Source organism: Kitasatospora sp. NPDC056783 (assembly GCF_042789895.1).
In the GTDB taxonomy this organism is placed as follows: domain Bacteria; phylum Actinomycetota; class Actinomycetes; order Streptomycetales; family Streptomycetaceae; genus Kitasatospora.
Map to the genome: position 1 here is coordinate 1 of NZ_JBHUAF010000130.1, position 20,459 is coordinate 20,459.

A 20,459-nucleotide genomic window follows, 5' to 3' on the forward strand; every position below is an offset into this window, starting at 1 on the left:
AGCTCCACCGGCCGGCCCGCCCGCTCGTACTGCCGGGCCCTGCAGGCCGTGAGGAAGGAGGTGACCAGGTCGCCGTCCTCCCCGTCCGGCCGGGCGTGCCGTCCGTCGGCGGGGGCGGACGCGGGGCCGGCCCCGGGGCCGGCCTCGGTGAGCACCCGGTCCAGGTGGCCGGCCAGTGCGGCGGGGGTGGGGTGGTCGAACACGGCCGTCGCCGTCAGCCGGACGCCCAGGGCGGCGCCGAGCCGGTTGCGGAGCTCGGTGGACGCCAGGGAATCGAGTCCGGCGGCGCGGAACGTCGTCTCGGCGTCGACCGCCTCGGGGCCGGGGTGCCCCAGAACGGTCGCCGTGTGGGCGCGGACGAGGGCGACGAGCCGCTCGGCGCGCCGGTCGGGCTCCAGCCGTAGGAGCCGGGCGCGCAGGAGCCGGGCGGCCTCCTCCGGGTCGCTCTCCGCCACGGCGCTCCCGCCGGCGGTCGCGGCCGGTGCCGCGCCGCGCCGCGGGGTGTGCGCCACCAGGTCGGTGAAGAGGTCGGAGAGCGGTTCCCCCGCGACGACGGACGGCATGGGCGCCACGGCCAGCTGCGGTTCGTCCAGTTCCAGTGCCAGGTCGAAGCCGGCCAGGGCGCGCGCCGTCGACAGGGGCAGCAGACCGTGGCGCTCGACCCGGCGCAGGTCGGTGCGCGTCAGATGGGCGGTCATGCCGCTGGCCTGCTCCCACAAACCCCAGTTGACGGAGGTGGCGGTCAGTCCCAGGGCCCGCCGGTGGTGGGCCAGCGCGTCCAGGAAGGCGTTGGCGGCCGCGTAGTTGGCCTGGCCCGGATAACCCAGCAGGCTGCTCATGGAGGAGTAGAGCACGAAGGCCCGCAGGCCGCCCCCGAGGGTCAGCTCGTGCAGGTTGAGGGCGGTCTCGACCTTGGCGCGCAGCACGGTCCGCAGCCGTTCCGGGGTCAGGTCGGCGACCAGGCAGTCGTCGAGGACACCCGCCGCATGGACGACGGCGCTCAGCGGGTGCTGCGCCGGGACGGCCGCGAGGACCTCGGCGAGCGCCGAGCGGTCGGCCGCGTCGCAGGCCGGCAGTTCGACGTCGGCTCCGAGCGCCGACAGTTCCTCGGCCAGCTGCCGGGCGTGCGGGGCCGCGGCACCGCGGCGGCCGACGAGGACCAGCCGGCGCACCCCGTGGGTGGTGACCAGGTGCCTCGCCAGGACCGCGCCGAGCGTCCCGGCCCCGCCGGTGATCAGGACGGTGCCGGCGGGGCCCAGCCGCTCGGGCCCCTGGGTGAGGACCAGCTTGCCCGTGGAGCGGCCCTGGCTGAGGTGGCGCATGGCCGGGCGGACGTGGCGGACGTTCCAGGACCGGGTGGGCAGCGGCCGCAGGGCACCGGCGGCGAACAGCGCGCTCAGCTTCCCGACGATCACCCCCAGACGGTCGGGCGGCGCGCTGAGCAGGTCGACGACGTGGTAGGCGATCCCCGGGTACCGGGCGCGGACGGCCTCGGGCTCCCTGATGTCGGTCTTGCCCAGTTCCACGTAGCGGCCGCCCGGGCGCAGCAGCCGCAGGGAGGCGTCCACGAAGTCACCCGCGAGGCTGCCGACGACCACGTCGAACCCGGTGCCGCCGGTCGCCGAGCGCAGCCGCTCCTCGAAGTCCAGGCTCCGCGAGTCGGCGATCCGGTGCGCGGGAATGCCGAGGGACTCCACCAGGGCCCATTTGGGCCGGGAGGCGGTGGCGTGGACCTCGGCACCCAGATGGGAGGCCAGCTGGACGGCCGCCATGCCGAATCCGCCGGCGGCGGCGTGGATCAGCACCTTCTCGCCCCTGCGCACCGCGGCCCGCCCGACCAGCGCCTCGTACGCGGTGACGAAGACGCCGGTGACCCCTGCGGCCTGCTGGTCGCTCCAGTGGGCGGGCACCGGCAACACCGAGCGGCGGTCGACCACCGCGAGGGAGGCGTGCAGGCCGTCCCGGCAGCCGATGCCGGCGAAGGCCGCGACCCGGTCGCCGACCCGCACACCGGACACCCGCGCCCCGACGGCCACCACCTCCCCGGCGACCTCGCACCCGATGGCCGTACCGGCCACCTTGGCGAGCGCGGTCATCGGATCGCGGAAGTTCAGCCCGCTGGCGTGGACCCGGACGCGGAGTTGGTCGGGCTCCAGCGGCGTGAGGACGTCCGGGGCCGGAGCGGCCGCGACACCGTCCAGCGTGCCGTTGCGCGAGGGGACCAGCCGCCAGGGCCTGCCGTCGGCGGGCAGCGAGATCAGGTCGCCGTCGTCGGGGAGGACCAGGCGGGGCACGTAGGCGGTGCCGCCGCGCAGCGCCACGGTCGGCTGGCCGCCGGCGATTCCCGCGGCCAGCGCGGGGATCGGCACCGGGCCGTCGTCGAGGTCGATCAGCTGGCACCGGCCCGGGTTCTCCCGCTGCGCCGTGCGGATCAGTCCCGCGCAGGCGGCGGCGGGCAGATCGGTCACGAGATCGCCGAACCGCACGCTGTGGGCACCTCGGACCAGGACCACCAGCCGTGTCCCGTGGAGCCGCTCGTCCGCCAGATGCCGCTGCAGCTCGTCCAACAGCGCGGACAGGCGTCGGTGGACTTCGCCGGCCCGCACGGTGGTGCCGCGGCCGTCCGGGGTGACGCGCCGGTCGAGCAGGACGGCGTCGGGCGCGGCCGCCCCGGCGTCCAGCGCCTCCGCCAGGCGGGCGAGGTCGGGGAAGCGTGCCGCTCCCGGCAGGTCCCGGCCGGGCCCGACGACGGCCCACCGGGAGCCGTCCTCCGACGAGGCGGGCTCGGCCAGCGGCCGCCAGGCGATCCGGAAGACGCTGGGCTCGGCGGCGGCGAGCGCCGCGCGCAGGGCCCGGGTCGTGGTGGGCCGTAGCTGGAGGTCGTGGACGACGGCCACGGTCCGTCCCGCGAGGTCGGTGACGCGGACGTCGAAGCCGCCGCCCGCCGTGGCGGTCACGGTGGAGCGCAGGGCACCGGCCCCACGGGCGTACAGCCGCACCGAGCCGATGGAGTACGGGAGGAGCGTCCGGTGCTCCCCGTCGGCCTCTGCGGCTCCCTCCCCCTCCTCCCCCGTCCCGTCCTCCTCCCCCTCCGCCCGCCGCAGGGCGAGGAGGACGGGGTGCAGGGCAGCGTCCATGAGCGCCGGGTGGAGCTGGAACAGGGCCGCGTCCGCGCCGCCATGGCCGTTCGGCGCGGTCTCGCCGTGGAATCCGGCGTCGTCGCGCCACAGGCCGTGGAGGCGGAACTCCGGGCCGTAGACGTAACCGCGTGCGTGCAGGTCCTGGTAGAGCCCGTCCACGGGGACCTCTTCCGCCGAAGCGGGCGGCCAGGTCGTCATGTGTTCCCACATCCTCGGTCGGTCATCCTCGTGCTGTCTCGACGGCCCCCGCACCGGTGGCCTGGGCGTGGCACGTCCACCGTCCCAGGGCCGTACGGGAGTGCAGGGTCAGGGCGTGGCGGTCGGCGGCCCGGGGGGCGGAGCTCACCCGGACGTCGACGGCGCCGTCGGCGGGCAGGGCGAGGGGCGCCTGGAGCACGACGTCCTCCAGGCGCTCGCAGCCGAGCCGGTCGGCCGCCCGGAGCAGCAGTTCCAGCATGCCGGTGGCGGGCAGCAGGACCGTGCCGTGCACGACGTGGCCGCCGAGCCAGGGGTGTTCGGACAGCGACAGGCTCCCCGTGAACACGGTGCCGCCGTCCGGCAGGTCGACCGCCGCCGCGAGCCAGGGGTGGCCGACGGGGTCCAGGCCCGCGTCCCGCAGGCCGGTCCCGGCCGGCTCCGGGGGCAGCCAGTGGCGGCGGTGCCGGAAGGCGTGGACGGGCAGGTCGACGGTGCGCGCCCCGGGGCACAGGGCGCCCCAGTCCAGCCGCGTACCGAAGGCGTTGGCACGGGCGAGCGCGGTGGCGAAGGCCGTCGCGCCGCTCCGGTCCCGGTGCAGGGTCGGCACCACCGCGCCCTCGACGCCGGCGTCGGCCAGGATGTCGGCGACGGCCGAGGCCAGGACGGGATGCGGGGAGACCTCGACGAACTGCCGGTGCCCGGCGGCCACCGCCTCCCGCACGGCCGCGTCGAAGCGCACCGTCTCCCGCAGGTTGCGGTACCAGTACCCGGCGTCCAGCACGGTGTGGTCGACCCGGCGCCCCAGGGTCGCGGAGAACACCGGAGTGTGGCCGGGCCCGCACGCCACGTCCGCCAGCAGCCCGAGGACCTCCTCGCGGACCTCCTCCATGTGCGGGCTGTGGGAGGCGTAGTCGACGGGCAGCCGCCGGGCGCGCACTCCCTCGCGGGCGCAGCGCCCCAGCACTTCCGCGAGGGCGTCGCCGTCCCCGGCCACCACCGTCGCCGCCGGGCCGTTCTCCACCGCCACCTCCACCCGGCCCGCCCAGGGGGCGATCAGGAGCGCGGCCGTCGCGGCGGGAGCGGCCAGGGAGACCATCCCTCCCCGGGAGGTGAGGTGCCGCAGGGCCCGGCTGCGCAACGCGACGACGCGAGCCGCCTCCTCCAGGGACAGCACCCCGGCGACGTGCGCGGCGGCGATCTCGCCCTGACTGTGCCCGATCACCGCCGCGGGCCGGACGCCGTGCGCACGCCACAGCTCGGCGAGCGCCACGTACACGGCGAACAGGGCGGGCTGGACGTACTCGGCCCGCTCCAGGGGCGGTGCGCCGGGAGACCCGCACGCGACGTCCACGACGTCGACGTCGAGCCACGGCCGCAGGGCCGCGCCACAGGCGCGCAGGGCAGACGCGAAGACGGGCGAGGCCTCCAGCAGCGCCGCCGCCATGCCCGGCCACTGGGCGCCCTGCCCGGGGAAGACGAAGACGGGGGCCGTGCCGGGCAGGGCCTTTCCGCTCACCACCGCGGTGGACGCCTCTCCCCGTGCGAGGGCGTCGAGCCCGTCCAGCAGCTCGTCGACACCGCCGCCGACCGCGGTGGCGCGGTACGGGAGCGCGCTGCGCGTCGTGGCCAGGGACCAGGCCACATCGGCGGGGTCGACGGTCGGCATCGTGCGGACGTGCCGCGCCAGGCGGGCGGCCTGCGCCCGCAGGCCCTCCTCGCCGGCTCCGGACAGCGGCCACAGCCAGACGCCGGCCCCGTCCTTCCAGGTCCTGCCGTTCCCGGCCTTCCCGGCCCTGTCGTGCTCGGCCCCGTCTCGCTCGCCCTGGTGTCCGGGGGCGGCGGTCCGCAGGTCGGCCGGCGCCTCCTCCAGCACCGCGTGCGCGTTGGTGCCGCTGATGCCGTACGCCAGGACCCCGGCCCGGCGCGGGCGCGGCCCGCGCGGCCAGGGCCGCGGCTCGCGCAGCAGCCGCACCGTGCCCGCGCTCCAGTCGACGGCCGGTGTGGCGTTCTCCGCGTGCAGGGTGGCGGGCAGGTGCTCGTGCTGGAGGGCCAGCACCATCTTCACCACGCCGGCCAGGCCCGCGACGGCGGTGGTGTGCCCGATGTTCGTCTTCACCGAGCCGATCCACAGCGGGTCCTCGGGGGTGTGGTGGCGGCCGTAGCAGGCCTGGAGCGACGCCGCCTCCACCGGGTCCCCGGCGCGGGTGCCCGGGCCGTGCGCCTCGACCACCCCGACGTCCCCCGGTTCCAGGCCGGCGTCGCGCAGCGCGGCACGGATGACGGCCTGCTGGGCCGGCCCGCTCGGGGTCGTCAGCCGCTCGCTGGCCCCGTCCTGGTTGACCGCGCTGCCGCGCACGAGGGCGAGCACCGGGTACCCGGCCGCCCGGGCACGCTCCAACGTCATCAGCACCACCGCGGCGACGCCCTCGGCCGGGGCGAATCCGTCCGCCTCGGCGGCGAAGGCCTTGCACCGCCCGTCCGCGGCGTACACCTTCAGCCGGGAGAACCACTTCAGCTGCTCGGGCGAGGCGATCACGGTGGCGCCGCCGGCGATCGCCACGTCGCACTCGCCGGCCCTCAGCGCCCGCACGGCGAGGTGCAGGGCCACCAGGGAGGACGAGCAGGCGGTGTCCACCGTGAGGGCCGGACCGTTCAGCCCCAGGGCGTAGGCGATCCTTCCCGAGGCCACACTGGCCTGCGTACCGGTGAGGAGGTAACTCTCCAGTCCGGACGGGGCGTTGCCGGTCAGCCGGCCGTAGCCGCTGTCGTTCATCCCCACGTAGACGCCGGTGCGGCTGCCGTCCAGGCTCCTCGGGGCGATGCGCGCCCGCTCCAGCGCGTGCCAGGTGCTCTCCAGCAGCAGCCGCTGCTGCGGGTCCATCGCGGACGCCTCGCGCGGGCCGATCCCGAACACCTCGGCGTCGAAGCCCGCCACGTCGTCGAGGAAGCCCGCCGCGCGCACGTACGTGGTGCCCTCGACGGTGTGGTCCGGGTCGTAGAGCCCCTCCAGCTTCCAACCGCGGTCCCGCGGCAGCCCCGTGGCCGAGTGCTCGCCCGCCGTCAGCATCCGCCACAGCCCCTCCGGGGTCGTCGCGGGCCCGGTGAAGCGGCAGTCCATCCCCACGATGGCGATCGGGACCCGCGTCTGCCCGCCGGGCGACGCGGCCGTGGACGATTCGGTGGACATCAGGACCGCTCCTTTCGCGGAGGCCCCATTCGCGGAGGCCGCGGCGGTGGGTGCGACAGAACCCGGTCACCGAGGTGCTGGAAAATCCGGTGCTCACGCCTCGACGGCGTGCCCGGAGAGCGACCGGGCGAAGACCCGCTGTCAGGCAGGACCGGCGATCACCGTTGCCCGTCCGGGCCGGTACGGCTTCCGAAGCGAAACCGCCGATATGGGAAACGATGCACGATTCTGCCGAGGCGGCCTAGACTCCCGAGCTGGTCGATGTGTGAAAGCGTTGAAACCCCGGCGGGCCCGGACAGGCGGGAGGGGCCGCCGACCGTCCTCGACCGCCCTCGACCGGCCCGAGCTCCCGGGGCGGTCACCGGTCGGTCAGGTGATCTGCCGGATGACGGTGGCGAGGTTCCAGTAGGCGACCTCGGTGCGGAAACACCCGTCGGGCGAGAAGGTGAAGACGCTCAGCCCGTGTTTCGTGAAGCGACGGCCCATCACCGCGTTCTCGGTGAGGCCGGGGAAGTGTCCGACAACTGTGGCGGAGAGCGTCCACTTGGTGCCGATGTCGCCGTCCTCCCCCAGGAGGTAGCCGTCGAGGGTGAGCCGGTGATCGTGGAACGCGGTGAACCAGACTTCTCCGACCTTGCGGAGCCCGGGCTTGTCCTCCACCACGATCTCCGTGGCGAGGTCCTCCACACGCAGGTCGTCGGCGTAGCACGACAAGTACGCTTCGAGGTCGCCGGCGCACACGGCACGCGCCCAGGTGCGGAACAGTTCGTCTCGTTCTGCCGGGATGTTCATGGTTCCTCCGTTGTCCGACAGCGGCGGGAGAGGTGCTCATCGAGCGGTCCGGCGGCCGAGCGGTCGGACGAGGAAGCATCGGTCGGCTGGTCCGCTCAGGTGTTGACGGATGGTGACGGTCCGGTTGCGTACGCGTTCCTCGGCGCGGGCCCGCCGTCGGGGCGGGGTCGGGCCCCGACGGCGGGCGCGGTCCTGCGCCGGCCTGCCGGGCAGGTCATTCGGCGATCGTCGTGTGGTAGGCCCACCGATACGTCGGTTCGTGCTCGGCCTCGGCGGTGCGCTCCTCGCGCTCGTAGTGCTCGTAGCCGTTGCGCCAGCGGTACGTCAGCCGGACGGCGTCCTCGCGGACGGGCGGCGGCGGGGGGGGGCGGGGCGGCGGGGGGGCCCCCCCCCCGGGGGGCGCGGGGGGGGGGGGGGGGGGGGGCCCGCCGGCGCTCGGCGCCCCCCCCGACGAGGTGGGGCTCGGTGAATCTGTCCATCGTTCGTTCATTCCCTCAGGTGAGGATCCGGACGGGTCCGGAGTGCGTCGGCCGGTGCCCGTGTTCGGGCCGGTTGCGCACTTCCAGTCCCGTCAGTGAGTCGAACCCCGGGAAGGGGAGCGCGCCGACTCCGTCGACGTGCCACCGTCCGCCCCAGGCCGGGTGTGCGACAGGCAGTCAGCCGTGCCGGCACCGGTCCGGGTGCCACTCCGGTCCGCCAGGGGACCCGGAAGGCTTGAACGCCTTCCAGACGGCCTCCGGGAACAGCCGGTACTGCGGGTCGACCCAGACGCCGGGCCCATCCCGACCGGCGCGCGGGCGAACGCCCGGGACGTCGGAGACCGGGTAGCACCCCAACGCATCCGCTCGGCGAACTCGGGATCCACATCGCCCAGTTCTCCGAACGACCAGCGGTACGGCAGCGGGGCCCCTTCCGGCATCGACGCCGGAGCGGAGCAGCGCCCGCAGCACCACAGTGCTTCGCACGCGGAAAGACCGGTGTCCACGAGACCCCACTTGCGCGACATCCGCGATCAGCGCGACATCGCACCCCCGGCGCGAAACCCGGAGACCGAAGGCCGAAGGCCCGGGCCCGAGGGCTTCACGCACGGAGAGTGATGACTCTGCAGCGGAACACCCTGTCGACAACGAGCAATACGTACGAAAACCACAATTCCGCCCCGGTTGGGCCGTGTCAAGGGGTGATAAGTGGTGGCATCAGCCATACGTACAGTAAGCAAAGCCCGCTGCCGAGGGCATCCAGTCCGCAGGATCCTTGGCCGCTTTCGAGCGGTTCGTCGTGACAGAGACCGCGAACAGCCCCCGGAGGCCACCGAGACGCTGCCGCACCACTCACGCCCCTTCGGACTCCGGGAACCATCCCCGCGTGCGCGGGGCCGACAAGGAACACCAACTCACCGCCGTCGCAGCCCAGGAACCATCCCCGCGTGCGCGGGGCCGACCGCTCCGGCGTGATGTCGATCTGGACCTGCCGGGAACCATCCCCGCGTGCGCGGGGCCGACCACCATTCCCACCACGGGCAAGTGGGCCGGGGGGAACCATCCCCGCGTGCGCGGGGCCGACCCGGCGCCGGTGACCACCAGGGCGACGGGCAGGGAACCATCCCCGCGTGCGCGGGGCCGACGCGGAGCCGGACATGCCGCCGGTGGTGCATCAGGAACCATCCCCGCGTGCGCGGGGCCGACAACGAGTGACCGCCGTCGGCGGCGGAACCCCCGGAACCATCCCCGCGTGCGCGGGGCCGACGGTGATGTCCAGGCCCGCCGGGCTGGTAGGCGGGAACCATCCCCGCGTGCGCGGGGCCGACAGGTGACACCACGTGCCGCAGCACCGGTACCGGGAACCATCCCCGCGTGCGCGGGGCCGACAGATGATGCTCTCCGTCCATCCGAAGTACCGGGGAACCATCCCCGCGTGCGCGGGGCCGACATCGACACGGGGAACTTGCGCCTACTCTCCGCGGAACCATCCCCGCGTGCGCGGGGCCGACGTCCGGGCGCCGGAGTCGCGCACGGCCCGGGTGGAACCATCCCCGCGTGCGCGGGGCCGACCTGCCCGGCGTGAAACTGGGCGGGGACTGGAGAGAACCATCCCCGCGTGCGCGGGGCCGACGAAGTACCCCAAATCCCGCCATGCGGCCGGGAGGAACCATCCCCGCGTGCGCGGGGCCGACACCCGCACCATGGACACCCAGCTCCTCGGCTCGGAACCATCCCCGCGTGCGCGGGGCCGACTCGACATAACCCGAGCCCAGCGCGCGCATCTCGGAACCATCCCCGCGTGCGCGGGGCCGACACTTCGTGACCTGCGGGTTTATCGGCGGGAGCGGGCCGAGAGAATCAGTCCGTCGAAGTCGACGGGCTTCCAGCGGTCCTTGCCCGCCGTACGGACGGTCCAGCCCTGTTCGTTGGTGGCGGGTTCCACGAGGACGGCTTGGCCGTCGCCGATGCGGGTGGCGAGGACTTCCCAGAGGCGGTCGCGGATGCGGCGGCTGGGGGTGCCGACGAAGACGCCGGCGTTGACTTCGACCATCCAGCGGGTGAGGTGTCCGCGTAGGCCTTCGGGGGCTGCGATGAGGATGATGACGGTCATGGGCTGCTCGTGTCCTGGGTGAACTCCGGGCCGATGATGGCCAGGTGTTCATCGCCCATTCCGGGGTCGGACGCGGCGGGCGCGGATGGGCCTTCGGAGCCTGACCAGTTGACGCCGCCTTGGACGGCACCGACGCGTTCGTCCCAGAGTTCGTTGACCTCGACGTCGGGCATTTCCGTGCCGTCCGGGCTGAGGAGTGCCTTGACGTCGTGCACGATGCGACCCAGCAGCTTGTCCTGGGCGATGCGGTCGCGCAGGCCGAGGCGGGCGTCGCGTTCCTCGGTGTGGCCCTGCTTGGCGAGGTCGAAGGCGAGGGGGATGGTGTATTCGGCTTTGTAGAGGTCCGCGATGTCCAGGACGAACGAGGTTGCCAGCCCAGTGTGGACGAAGCCGAGGCCGGGGCTGGCCCCCAGCCCGGTGATGACGGCGTGGCAGATCCCGTAGAGCGCGGCGTTGGCCGCTGACAGCAGGCGGTTGAGGTCGTCGCCCGCGGCATACGCGTCGCCCGCCTTGTAGACGCGGCCGTTCCACGGGACGCCGGTCCGGCGGGATTCGGCCTGGTAGAGCTTGCGGATGCGGGCGCCTTCGCGGCCGCGCAGTTGCTGCATGGTGGCGGTGCCGACGTCCTCGCCGGGGAACCTCATGCGGTACATGGCCCGGGCTACGGCCAGGCGTTCCTTCGTCCGACTGACCAGCCACGCCTGCCGGTTGAGGAGACCCGCGCCGCGGCTGGGGCCGAGGCCGGCCGCGTACATGCGCACGCCCTGCTCGCCGACCCAGCACACGGTGGTCCCGGAGTCGGCGAGGAGGTTGACGGCCCCGTGGGTGATGCGGGTGCCCGGGCCGAGCAGCATCACGGCGACCATGGCGGCGGGGACGCGGACGGTCTCGCGTTTGTTGATGACGACGACGGCGTTCTCGTCGCGGTCGATGTGGCTGCGCTCGACGTAGACGCTGGAGACTCGCTCGGCGAGGCGGTGCAGGTCGTGGGGGTGGGCCTTCCACCAGATGTCGGCCATCGGTCAGCGCGCTCCGGCGGGCAGCGGGGCGAGGGTGAGCAGGCCGCACCCGTAGGCCTTGGACGGGCCGATGCCACCGAGGAGCGCCGCCTGTAGCAGTTCCGGGTCGCTGATGCGCAGTCGGCCCTCGAAGGTGGCGGTGGTGAGCGTGACCGGGGTGCGGGTGCCGGGCTTGGTGAAGGTGCTGCGGCTGCGGTCGGTGATCCTCACCTCCCGGGCGGTTCGCGCGTCGGCCGGGCCGTCGGGGGCCGACGGTTCGAGGCCCGGCGCCGGGTCGTCGGTGCGTGCCTCGGGGATGGTGAAGCCCCAGCGGTCGGTGCGGTCCAGGAACCAGGTGAGCTGCTGGGCGGCGGTGCGGTGGGCCATGCGGTAGGAGCGGTGGTGGAGTTCGTCGGGGGTCTTGGTGCGGTGCGGGCTCGCCTTGTCGGGCTTGGAGGTGTTCTGCACGGGGCTGGCCTTGAGCCGGAAGGCGAACTCGCGGCCGACGGCGAGCTGGTCGAGTAGCGGGCTGTAGTCGCGGATCGCGTAGTGCTCGCCTTCGGCGTCGGGCCAGCCGGCCTGTTCGACGATGTGGGTCCAGTCCGGCTTGGAGGGGGTGAGGACCAGCAGCATGGGGCGGCGCGGGTGGTCGGTATCCAGACGCCACAGGATCCGGTCGCCGGGGGCGATGTCGGGGACTCCGGCGGTGACGGCGCCGTGCAGGGCACGGGGGTTGGCGAGCAGGGTGCGGCTGGCCGCGCGCAGGGGGTTGATGCGGACGCGGGAGAGGTAGGTCATCGGGGTCACCAGCCCAGCAGGGCGAACGGGTCGTGGCCGGCGGTCGCGGCGGCCGGCTGGACGGTCGTGGCGGAGGAGCGGAGTCCTGTGGGGACGTCGAGCCAGGCGTGGCGGATCCGCCGGGTGGAGAACCCTCGTTCGCGGGGGTCGAAGGAGCGGGGGACGTCCTGGAGGGTGTCGTCGCCCGACGGGTCGTCGAAGGTCGCGGCCAGGTCGATCCGATGGGGGGAGAACAGCTCCGGGCCCCGTTCGGCGCGGCGGCGGTAGGCGTTCTTGGCGGCATGGCCGGCCTGCCAGGGTTCATCGGCCAGGATGTCCTCCAGGGTCCCGTCGCGCACCGCGCCGAGGGCGATCGGCTGGGTGGGGACGCAGGAGCGCCGGCCGAGGGCGAGTGGGAAGGCAGGGCGGCGGATCGCCTCGGCGAGTGCCTCGACGAGGGCGGCCGGGCCCTGGACGGCGGCGACGAACACCGCGTCCTGGAGGTAGTAGCGGTGGGTGACGTGGGTGTCCTTGGCCGGGGAGGTGGGCTTCTGGACGCCCTTGGCGTTCACGCCGGCCTGGGGCAGCGGCCGGCCCCGGTAATCGCTGACGGTGTGGTAGTCGCGCAGCAGCGTACCGGGCTGGTCGATGCGCACGCCCAGGCGCAGACCGACCAGGTCCCCGATGTCCGCTTCGCGCGGACGGCCCGCGGCCCCGGCGAGCAGACCGATGACGCCGGACTTCGTCGGCTGGGGCCGGCTGTCGCGGCGGTTGAACGCGCTGCGGTCGCCCCAGGACTGGAGCGGGCCGGCCAAGCGCAGCACGAGGACCGCGTGTTCCTCGTCCGCGGCCGGTGCGGGAGTGGGGTCGGCGGGCATCAGTTGTCGTTCACCCGCTCGGTGAGGACGGTCCGCAGGCCGTCGCGCAGTTCGGGGAAGGTGCGGTTCGCGCCGAAGGCCTCCGCCAGCCGCTGCCCGGTCTCGTCGGTACCGAGGGTGTGGCAGATCCCGACGTGCAACGGGCTGTCGCCCCACTGTTCGGTGGCGGTGGCGAACTCCCCGGCGAGGCGGCACGCGGACTCGGCGACGATGCCGTGACTCGCCGGGACGGGGTTCTCGTAGGCGGAGACGAGGTTCACCGGCTGGTCGGCGCGCACGACGACGGCCACCAGGCTGGGGCGGGTGCGGTGCGCGAAGGAGTTCCCGTAGCCGGTGGGCATGGAACGGGCGAAGGAGTCGACGAACAGGTCGACGGCGTCGACGGCGGCCTTGTCGTCGCCGAGGTTCTCCCGCAGCTGGTGCAGGCCGACGGTCGCGTAGCGGTAGAGGGTGGCGGAGTTGAAGCCGATGGTGCCGATCATTCCGGCACCGGTCTCGTCGGCGGTGTTCTCGTCGTCGACAGCCGTGTAGTAGTCGAATTCGAGTTCGGCGGCGTGGGTGGAGATCGCGTGCGCGACCTGCGTCGCGGCATCCACGTTCAGGCCGGGGATGTCCGCGACCATCCGTCCGAAGAGGGCGACGTCGGCCGGGTGGCCGGTCTGCAGCTGCTCCTTGACCGGCAGGGCCTTGACCGCCTCGTCTAGGGCCTTGGCGTCGAGGGCAGCGAGGTCGGCGGCGGTGTCGGTGACCAGGGCGACGATGCCGTCCAGCTGGCGGCGCCCGTAGAAGAGGAGGTAGGCGGTGTCGCCGTCCTTCTTGCCCGCGGAGATCCCGGTCGACTTGATCAGCGCGTCGGCGATCCGCTTCGCGTCCTCTGCCGCGACGCCGCCGCGCTCGGCGATGCCCTTGGCGAGCTGGGCGGCGATCCGCTTGGTGCGGGTGGCGAGGTCCTGCCGGTCGCGGCTCTCGGCGAAGTGGACGCGGGTGGCGCGCTTCCAGGCCTGGGAGGAGACGCGGGAGCGGCGCTTGCCGCCGAAGTAGGCCTCCTTGGGGTTGCCGTTGTCGTCCCGGTTGAGGTTCGCCGGCGGGACGGTCTGCAGGATGTGCACGTCGATGTAGAGGCGGTCGGTCATGCGCTTCTCCTCGAAGGGTGGCGGTGGGCGGTGGGGTGTGCCGGGGTAGCGGCTGTTCGCCGGTGCGGTCAGCTATCGGCGGGGCCCTTGTCCTTGTCCTTGTCGTTGTCCTTCCAGGCCTGGTAGCCGATGGCCCACTTGAGGCGGACCTGCGGGCGCCGGTCGGCGTGGTGCCAGGCCTGGATGTCGGCCATCAGGTGGTTGTAGTCCAGCGGCTGTCCGACGGTGCGCAGCTGGGTGGTCAGGCCGCGCAGGTGGACCAGCAGCGAGGACACGCTGGTGGCGCCGGCGAGTTGGGCGACGCGCGTGTCGAGCGCGTCCTCGCTGAACTTGCCGCTGCGGCGCAGGGCGAGCAGGGCCTCGCCGAGCTTGACGCCGCGGCGGTGCATCGGCGAGGACTGGCTCTGCTGGTGGAGTCCGTACAGGGCGAGGGCCGCGTGCTCGGCCTTCTGCTCGTCGGAGACCTCGTCGTGCCGGGCGAGGTCGTCGTCGACCTCGCAGCTGTAGAAGGGCCACATCTTGGGGCTGTCCATGACGGGGCGTCCCAGGCCCGAGCGCATGGCCGCCAGGTCCTCGCCCGGGGGCCGGAGCGGCTGTTTGGTGCGGTGGTCGAGGCGCCAGGTGTGGTCGAGGGCGGTGTGCTCGTCCCAGTACCGGCGCCGCTTGGCGGTGGTGTGCTCAGTCGTCAAGGTCCGCTCCGGGGTCGGCTTCGGGGTCGGGTCCGGTCTCGGCTTCCTGGGTGGCGGCCGCTTCCCGGAGGGCGTCGGCGTAGCGGGGAAGGATCTCGTCGAGCCGGCGCCGGAAGTTGGCGCCGGCAGTGCCGAGCCGGTAGGTCTGCGGCTTGGCCTCCTTGCCGGCCGGGGTGAGGACACGGCCCTGGAAGGTGGTTGCGGGGGCGGCCAGCAGGAGCTGGTTCGCCGCAGCCCGGGCGCGGCGGTGGGCGAGTTCCTCCCAGGCGAGCCTGCCCCGGTCCAGGATGTCCTCGTCGGTGCCGGCGTCGCGGACGCCGGTGAGCAGGCGGCGCACCAGGGGGTCCAGGGTGTGCAGGAGGAGTTCTCCGGGGCGCTGGCCCTTGTCCCACGGGATGGGGTCCGTTCCGGCGGCCCGGCGCAGGTCGGCGGAGAGGTTGTTGACGGCCTGGGCGAGCTGTTCCGCCTGTTCGGCCACGTCCAGGAGGAGCTGGTGGGCCTCGCTGTCTTGGTGGAGGGCGAGCAGGGGCAGCGGGATCGCGTCGTGGATGACGTCCTCGACGACGGAGTACTGGGTGCCGTAGACCATGCCGAACGTCTCGGCCTGCAACGGGAAGCCGGCGTCGAGTCTGCCGATCTCCCGCAGGGCGCTGACCTCGTCGAGCAGGATGCTGGTCTCGAAGCCGTCGGAGCTCTGACGAGTCGGAGCGAGGAGGGCATCCAGACCCCGCCAGGCGGCCTTGCCCTGGGTGTGCCGGCGCGGCCTGCGTTCGGGCAGGGCCGACGCGGACTTCTTCGCGGGCGCGCTGAACGTCCAGGCGGTGTGCGGTTCCTGTTCCGGCATGGGTGTGAGGCGGTCGCCCGCGCTGATGACCACCCGGGCGACCCTCAGTCGGCCGTCCTCGTCCCGGTGCGGGATGAGCCGGATCCGCCGGGCCTGCCAGGTCCACAGGTCGAGCAGGCCGTCGGCCGCGCGCGACGTCCAAGCCGGCCCGTGGGGGGCCCGCAGCCATTGCGGGACGCCGAGGACACTGGGCGGGGTCACCGGGAGGTTCAGCAGGAGGGTCTCGTACAGAGTGCGTCCAATGGGAACAATAATGCCGAACTGGCCGAGCGGACCGGTCGGGTTCCCCGTCGTCTTACCCGCCTTGACCCGGTCGTCTCCGACGACGCCGGTCTTGATCGCCGCAGTGTCCCAGCAGTGGGCGTGCACCAGCCAGTGGGCGGCCTGAGCCGGTGTCAAGTCGAGCGGATCCGCGTCCGTACGGCTGGCGAACAGCGGGACATTGTTCCCACTCGCCGCGGTCGCCACGAGGGCGGCGGCGCCCTTCGTCTCGTCCTTGGCGGTGCGCAGTCCCGCGACCTGCGCGAACGGGGCTACGGGGTCAAAGAGGTCGAACTTCGCGCGGTGCTCGTCGAGGTAGGTCTGGAGGCTATCCAGCTCGCCCTTCGTGAACCCGTCCTTTTGGGTGAGCCGTTCGCCCTTCTCCCGCAGGGTCTGAGGCGCGCCGACGGCATGGGCGACGACGGGCAGCAGAACCTGGCGCAGGACGGCAGGCGCTTGGGTGGAGAACTCGACGACAGGGCCTGCCAGTTCGTGGGACCTGGCCAGGGCCTCGACGATCCCCAGCTGCACGGGAGGCCCGCCGCCGGGGCACACTGTCAGCCACAGTTCGTCGACAAGGTTGTACCCATGCATGCGCTGTTCTCCCAACCGGCCTTGCTGGTTCAGTGACATCCTGGCATCGAGCACCGCCCGGTGTGGAGCGTTGATTCAATTACCCATCAGCCAAGCGGGTTTGGGAAGCTGTTACGGCCCTGGACAGTCATGGTGAGGCACGCGCGTCGGCCGCACATCAGGCCCGCCAGTCGCGAGGACGGGCCGTCAGGCGCTTGACCCAGCACACAGATGCCCTCCGTCGAGCGCCTCGGCCACAACGGTGTAGCTCAACTCCAGAAAAAACAATACGCATTGACTGTTCGTCAGATCGAGAAGCTGTGCCGGACGTACGCTACTGTGGTCTCACCGGAACGACGAAAGGGCGCCCCTTGCCCTAGGAAGCTGAATGGGGCGCCCGTTCGCAAATCAAACTAGGAGGACCAGTGTCGCTCCCAATCCGTGATGCCCGCGTCCACGCCAGCATCCTGAACATCGTTGCACGTCATCAGCATCAGAACAAGGGTGTGGCAGCCCTGGCCACGGCCGTCGCAGCCTGTGTAGTCAAGGGCGCAACTGCTGGCGCGCTCGGCCAGAATGCCAATCTGGTGATTACTGTCATCGTCCTGATCATCATTGGCTTCACCCCCCATGCCGTTGGCGGTCGCACTGAGATGAGCCAGTCAGGCGGCGGGCCGTCTGCTCTTTCGCGGCGCAGGCAACCCCATCGGTTCACTTCCCGGCATCACCAGTAGGCGTTGGTCGCGACCAGCACACTCTTGGGGCTTGAGCTTGCAGCTACTGACAGGCCCGTTCCCCACCCGGCCCCGCGCTCGCGGGGATCGCCCTGGTGTAGCTCAGCTCCACGAGTTGGTCCCGCGGTCGCGGGGTTGGGGTGGTGGGGACGGAACGGCACCGCGCCGTTCCGTCTCCGCGCTCTACCAGTACGGCTGGCCTCCGCTCACCACGAGGCCGAGCAAGTCGTCGTAGCGCATTCGGACATCACCGAGGACCGCTTCGCCTTGCGCGTCGAGTTCGAGGGCCAGGCTGTACCGCAACCACGGGTGGTCCCGCCAACCCGGCAGCGGACCGAGTGCCTGCTCGGCCGCCTCGGTCAGCTTGGTGGGAAGACGTACCGTGCCGCAGAGCACGTCGTCCACCAGTTCGGCCGCGACCTCGCCGTTCGGCCCGAGGCCGCGGCCCGTCATCGCCCGGAAGTCGTCCTCCCCGATCCGGCGCACCAGGACGACCTCCACGCTTCGGTCACCGTCCCGGACGAGCGCCTCGAACTGCCCCTCGGTCAGCGTGCCGTGGCCCCCGAAGTGCAGCCCGGCCAGTGTCGGAGACCCGTGCTCCCCGGCCCGGGTCAGCACGTACTCCGCGGCCTTCGCGCGACGCTCCGCTTGCCTCACCTCCCAGGCCTGCCAGGCCCGCGCCTCGGCCTCGGCCCACTCAGCCGGAACGACGGGATCGGCGCCGTACGCCCGGGCGACCAGCTCGGGCACCTGGCTGGGGACGCTCCATGCCCCTCCGCGGGCCTCCGCCGCGCGCTTGACCTCAGCCGCCGTACGGAGCAGGAGGTAGCGGCCGTAGATCCCCTCGGAGGCGCGCAGGATCTGCGGCTCGCGGTCGTCGGCGAGGTGGATGCCGGTGATGGCGACGGTGGGCTGCGCCAGCAGGGCGGGGCGCTTCACACCGTCGTGGCGGTGGAGGCGACCGATGCGCTGAAGGAGCAGGTCCATCGGCGCGAGGTCGGTGATCAGCAGGTCCGCGTCGACGTCGAAGGACTGCTCCGCGAGCTGGGTGGCGACCACGATCAGCCTGCCGGGCCGCTCGACGCCGGTTTCGGGCGGGCCGAGGAGGTGCAGCACCTCCTGCGTGCGGTCCGCCCGGTGACCTGCGTGCAGGCGCCCGTGCAGGAGGTGGACGTCGGCGCCGAACTCCTTGTGGAGGGCCTCGAAGGTGGCCTGGGCGCGGGCCACGGTGTTGCGGATGACCAGGACGCATCCGCCGTCGACCAGGCGCTCCCGCAGGTAGTCGGCGACGGTGTCCGCCGGACCGGTGTCCTCCTCCGAGGTCCGGGAATCCGTCGGTGTCGGTGGCTCGTCGAGGACCTCGACCCGCACCTGGAGGTCGGCGCGCCAGGGGTCGGTGTCCTCGACCAGCCGCTCCGGTTTCCCGTCCTGCCCCGACCAGGCCGCCGTCACGCTCGGGTAGCCCTTCGGCTCGGGAAGGTCGAGATCCTCCGACACCTCCGCCGACCGGGTACCAGCCAGGTAGGCAGCGACCAGGCGGCGGCGCTGCTCGGGCGGCAGAGTCGCCGACAGCAGCACCACCGGCACTCCTGCCTGCCCGAGCCACCACAGGCCCTCCAGCAGGAACTGAGACATGTAGACGTCGGCGGCGTGGACCTCGTCGAGGACCACGACCTTGCCCGCCAGGCCGGCCACCCGGAGCATCACGTGCTTGGTGCGGGTCGCGGCGTACAGCAGCTGATCGATGGTGCCGACCACGAACGGGCTCAGCAAGCCACGGCGACGGCCGAGGAACCACTCGGCGGGGGCCCTGCGCTCTCCGCCCTCGCCCTCGCAGCCGTCAAAGCAATCGGACCGCATGCCGTACTCATCCACGGTCGAGTAGCGGGAGTCTGCGTCCTGGCCCCACTCCCCCGCGCCTTCCAGGAGGCCGCGCCACTCCTTGTTGAACATCCTCTTGCCGTGGAGCAGCGCGACCTGGTCCTCCAGCCCCTCCTCGACGTTGCGCAGCCAGGCGCGGACCTGGGTGAACATCGGATCCGCGGTCGCCTGGGTCGGCATGCCCAGGTACACCCCGTCCAGGCCGTACCGGGCGGCCAGCAGCTCCGCCGCCGCCAGCGCGGCCTTCGTCTTCCCCTCCCCCATCGGCGCCTCGACGATCACCAGCCCCGGCCCGCCCATCCGGCGCACGACGTCGAGCACCAACTCCTGCGACGGGCGGGTCCCGTGACCGAAGCGGTCCCGGAACGCCTCCGGGCCGGGAGTCGGCAGCACCCCCCACCCGCCGCGCAACCCTAGACTCGACCACGCCGCGGCGGCCCGCCGCCGAGCCTGAGTGATCGTCACCTCCGCGAGGTCCGGAACCCCGGCGAAGTGCCGCTCGTCGCTGGCGATCCAGTCCGCCATCACCACGAGGCCGGACAGCTGGAGCTGCACCGCACGGCCCGGCACCAGAGCGGGCTCTACCGCAGCCAGCGGCGACTCCCCCTCGAAACCCAACTCCCGGGAGAACACCTCCACCAGCGCCGACTGCGCCAGCTTCCAGGAAGGCCCCTTCCCCTGGAGGTCCTCCTTCTTCGGCCGCAGCTGGCCCAGCGTGGGGAAGCGTCCGTGGTGGCCGGCGACCAACGGCCAGACCCAGTCGACCTGTTCCTCCGCCCACCTTGCCTTGGCGAGCGCCGCGCGCAGCAGACGGCCACCGGCCTTGTCGTGCCGCCAGGACGCGGATTTCACCGCGAACTTGTCCCATGAGAGGCCTGTTCGGCGAACGGAGTCCGCCAAGTCGGGGTCCAGGTATTGGAAGGCGGGGACGGCTTTGCCGTAGTCATGGATCCCGCACAGCCAGGCGAAGAGGCGCCGTCCCTTCCCCCGACCGCCCGCGACGTCATCCAGGCGCCGCTTCGTCACGGGCGGCAGGTAGCGGTCCCAGGCGACCTCCGCCACCGCAGCGGTGTCCAGCATGTGCGACAGCAGGAGGTTGGCCGAACCTCCGGCCCGCCCGGCCGACTTCCCCCACAACACGCCCAGCCAGCCCTTGACCTTGGGCGGGTACCACTGCCAGCGGTCCTCAGCCATCGCCCAACCTCCACGTGCGAGTACGCTTCGGGAGCCTAGGGTGTGGCACTGACAATTGGCTTGCCTGCAAAAAGATATGACTATCACCCAGGAGAGATGCTATGGACCTTCTGTCGAATCGAACTGAATCAGTCGGCGCCATCTGAGGCGAATCGCTGCAGGTCAGGAAGTGTCGGCCCCGCGCTCGCGGGGGTTGCTCCCCCAGGAGCAGGGCGGCCCACCCGCCGACCGTGTCGGCCCCGCGCTCGCGGGGGTTGCTCCGTGCCTGCGGTGCTGCTCATGTGAACCCCTCCGTCGGCCTCGCGCTCGCGGGGGTTGCTCCCCGCTCGGGGCCGTTCCGCTGGTCGAGATTCAGTCGGCCTCGCGCTCGCGGGGGTTGCTCCGCCATGGACCCCGTCTCTCAGCGGGAGCCGAGGCCAGGGACTTCAGCCACATGATCGATCCGCGGAGGTGAAGGCCTGCCGTGTACCTTTCCGGGCTCTTGCCGTACCTGGTGGCCAGGCCGCGCCAGGTCTTGATCTTCTGGAAGCACCGTTCGACGTGGTGGCGCCGCTTGCAGCGGTCGGGACCGAAGGTGACCTGCCGGCC

The 20,459-nt window shown here is 72.8% G+C and carries 13 protein-coding genes, 1 pseudogene and 1 CRISPR repeat array; of the genes and pseudogenes, 1 reads left to right on the forward strand and 13 read right to left on the reverse strand.

Features of this window, described 5'->3' with window-relative positions; all coding sequences use genetic code 11:
* The 11 genes from ACFRMQ_RS19835 to casA all read right to left on the reverse strand — a co-directional run.
* On the reverse strand, positions 1–3,338 hold a 3,338-nt coding region (locus tag ACFRMQ_RS19835; protein ID WP_380731786.1), incomplete at its 3' end, for an SDR family NAD(P)-dependent oxidoreductase.
* A 22-nt stretch (positions 3,339–3,360) separates the two neighbouring features.
* Positions 3,361–6,525: a type I polyketide synthase gene (locus ACFRMQ_RS19840; RefSeq protein WP_380731787.1), complete on the reverse strand. Its 3,165-nt coding sequence runs from the start codon at positions 6,523–6,525 to the stop codon at positions 3,361–3,363.
* 369 nt (positions 6,526–6,894) lie between these two features.
* Positions 6,895–7,317 (reverse strand): nuclear transport factor 2 family protein, encoded by a 423-nt coding sequence (locus ACFRMQ_RS19845; protein ID WP_380731788.1) that lies wholly within the window; start codon positions 7,315–7,317, stop codon positions 6,895–6,897.
* Positions 7,318–7,531: 214 nt separating this feature from the next.
* Positions 7,532–7,807, reverse strand: coding sequence for a DUF5988 family protein (locus ACFRMQ_RS19850; RefSeq protein ID WP_380731789.1), 276 nt, complete (start codon positions 7,805–7,807; stop codon positions 7,532–7,534).
* An 861-nt stretch (positions 7,808–8,668) separates the two neighbouring features.
* Positions 8,669–9,612: a CRISPR direct-repeat array (repeat unit 29 nt; unit sequence GGAACCATCCCCGCGTGCGCGGGGCCGAC).
* A gap of 18 nt (positions 9,613–9,630) precedes the next feature.
* Positions 9,631–9,909: a type I-E CRISPR-associated endoribonuclease Cas2e gene (cas2e, locus tag ACFRMQ_RS19855; RefSeq protein WP_380731790.1), complete on the reverse strand. Its 279-nt coding sequence runs from the start codon at positions 9,907–9,909 to the stop codon at positions 9,631–9,633.
* The gene (gene cas1e, locus ACFRMQ_RS19860) at positions 9,906–10,928 is read right to left on the reverse strand and encodes a type I-E CRISPR-associated endonuclease Cas1e (protein ID WP_380731791.1); all 1,023 of its coding nucleotides are present in this window, start codon (positions 10,926–10,928) and stop codon (positions 9,906–9,908) included. Before cas1e ends, cas2e begins: the two co-directional genes overlap by 4 nt.
* Before the next feature lie 3 nt (positions 10,929–10,931).
* Positions 10,932–11,705 carry a type I-E CRISPR-associated protein Cas6/Cse3/CasE gene (gene cas6e, locus ACFRMQ_RS19865; RefSeq protein WP_380731798.1) on the reverse strand — a complete coding sequence of 258 codons (774 nt, stop codon included), beginning with the start codon at positions 11,703–11,705 and terminating at the stop codon, positions 10,932–10,934.
* A 5-nt stretch (positions 11,706–11,710) separates the two neighbouring features.
* Positions 11,711–12,562 carry a type I-E CRISPR-associated protein Cas5/CasD gene (gene cas5e / locus ACFRMQ_RS19870; RefSeq protein WP_380731792.1) on the reverse strand — a complete coding sequence of 284 codons (852 nt, stop codon included), beginning with the start codon at positions 12,560–12,562 and terminating at the stop codon, positions 11,711–11,713.
* Positions 12,562–13,695, reverse strand: a complete 1,134-nt coding sequence (gene cas7e / locus ACFRMQ_RS19875) for a type I-E CRISPR-associated protein Cas7/Cse4/CasC (RefSeq protein WP_380731793.1) — start codon at positions 13,693–13,695, stop codon at positions 12,562–12,564. Before cas7e ends, cas5e begins: the two co-directional genes overlap by 1 nt.
* A gap of 68 nt (positions 13,696–13,763) precedes the next feature.
* The gene (gene casB, locus ACFRMQ_RS19880) at positions 13,764–14,384 is read right to left on the reverse strand and encodes a type I-E CRISPR-associated protein Cse2/CasB (RefSeq protein ID WP_380731794.1); all 621 of its coding nucleotides are present in this window, start codon (positions 14,382–14,384) and stop codon (positions 13,764–13,766) included.
* Positions 14,374–16,083: a type I-E CRISPR-associated protein Cse1/CasA gene (gene casA / locus ACFRMQ_RS19885; protein WP_380731795.1), complete on the reverse strand. Its 1,710-nt coding sequence runs from the start codon at positions 16,081–16,083 to the stop codon at positions 14,374–14,376. The genes casB and casA overlap by 11 nt, the downstream gene beginning before the upstream one ends.
* 404 nt (positions 16,084–16,487) lie before the next feature.
* Here casA and ACFRMQ_RS19890 point away from each other — a divergent pair, with 404 nt between their 5' ends.
* The gene (locus ACFRMQ_RS19890; RefSeq protein ID WP_380731796.1) at positions 16,488–16,796 is read left to right on the forward strand and encodes a hypothetical protein; all 309 of its coding nucleotides are present in this window, start codon (positions 16,488–16,490) and stop codon (positions 16,794–16,796) included.
* A 183-nt stretch (positions 16,797–16,979) separates the two neighbouring features.
* Here the strand turns inward: ACFRMQ_RS19890 and cas3 are convergent, their stop codons facing one another.
* Together cas3 and ACFRMQ_RS19900 are read right to left on the reverse strand one after the other, a co-directional pair.
* Positions 16,980–19,871, reverse strand: a complete 2,892-nt coding sequence (gene cas3, locus ACFRMQ_RS19895; protein WP_380731797.1) for a CRISPR-associated helicase Cas3' — start codon at positions 19,869–19,871, stop codon at positions 16,980–16,982.
* 351 nt (positions 19,872–20,222) lie between these two features.
* Positions 20,223–20,459: pseudogene (locus ACFRMQ_RS19900) on the reverse strand (hypothetical protein); the annotation flags it as partial.

Bases quoted from the DNA above. Each gene is read 5' to 3' on its own strand.
- ACFRMQ_RS19840 (WP_380731787.1), bottom strand. From the start codon at position 6,525: ATGTCCACCGAATCGTCCACGGCCGCGTCGCCCGGCGGGCAGACGCGG.
- ACFRMQ_RS19845 (WP_380731788.1), bottom strand. From the start codon at position 7,317: ATGAACATCCCGGCAGAACGAGACGAACTGTTCCGCACCTGGGCGCGT.
- ACFRMQ_RS19850 (WP_380731789.1), bottom strand. From the start codon at position 7,807: ATGAACGAACGATGGACAGATTCACCGAGCCCCACCTCGTCGGGGGGG.
- cas2e (WP_380731790.1), bottom strand. From the start codon at position 9,909: ATGACCGTCATCATCCTCATCGCAGCCCCCGAAGGCCTACGCGGACAC.
- cas1e (WP_380731791.1), bottom strand. From the start codon at position 10,928: ATGGCCGACATCTGGTGGAAGGCCCACCCCCACGACCTGCACCGCCTC.
- cas6e (WP_380731798.1), bottom strand. From the start codon at position 11,705: ATGACCTACCTCTCCCGCGTCCGCATCAACCCCCTGCGCGCGGCCAGC.
- cas5e (WP_380731792.1), bottom strand. From the start codon at position 12,562: ATGCCCGCCGACCCCACTCCCGCACCGGCCGCGGACGAGGAACACGCG.
- cas7e (WP_380731793.1), bottom strand. From the start codon at position 13,695: ATGACCGACCGCCTCTACATCGACGTGCACATCCTGCAGACCGTCCCG.
- casA (WP_380731795.1), bottom strand. From the start codon at position 16,083: ATGCATGGGTACAACCTTGTCGACGAACTGTGGCTGACAGTGTGCCCC.
- cas3 (WP_380731797.1), bottom strand. From the start codon at position 19,871: ATGGCTGAGGACCGCTGGCAGTGGTACCCGCCCAAGGTCAAGGGCTGG.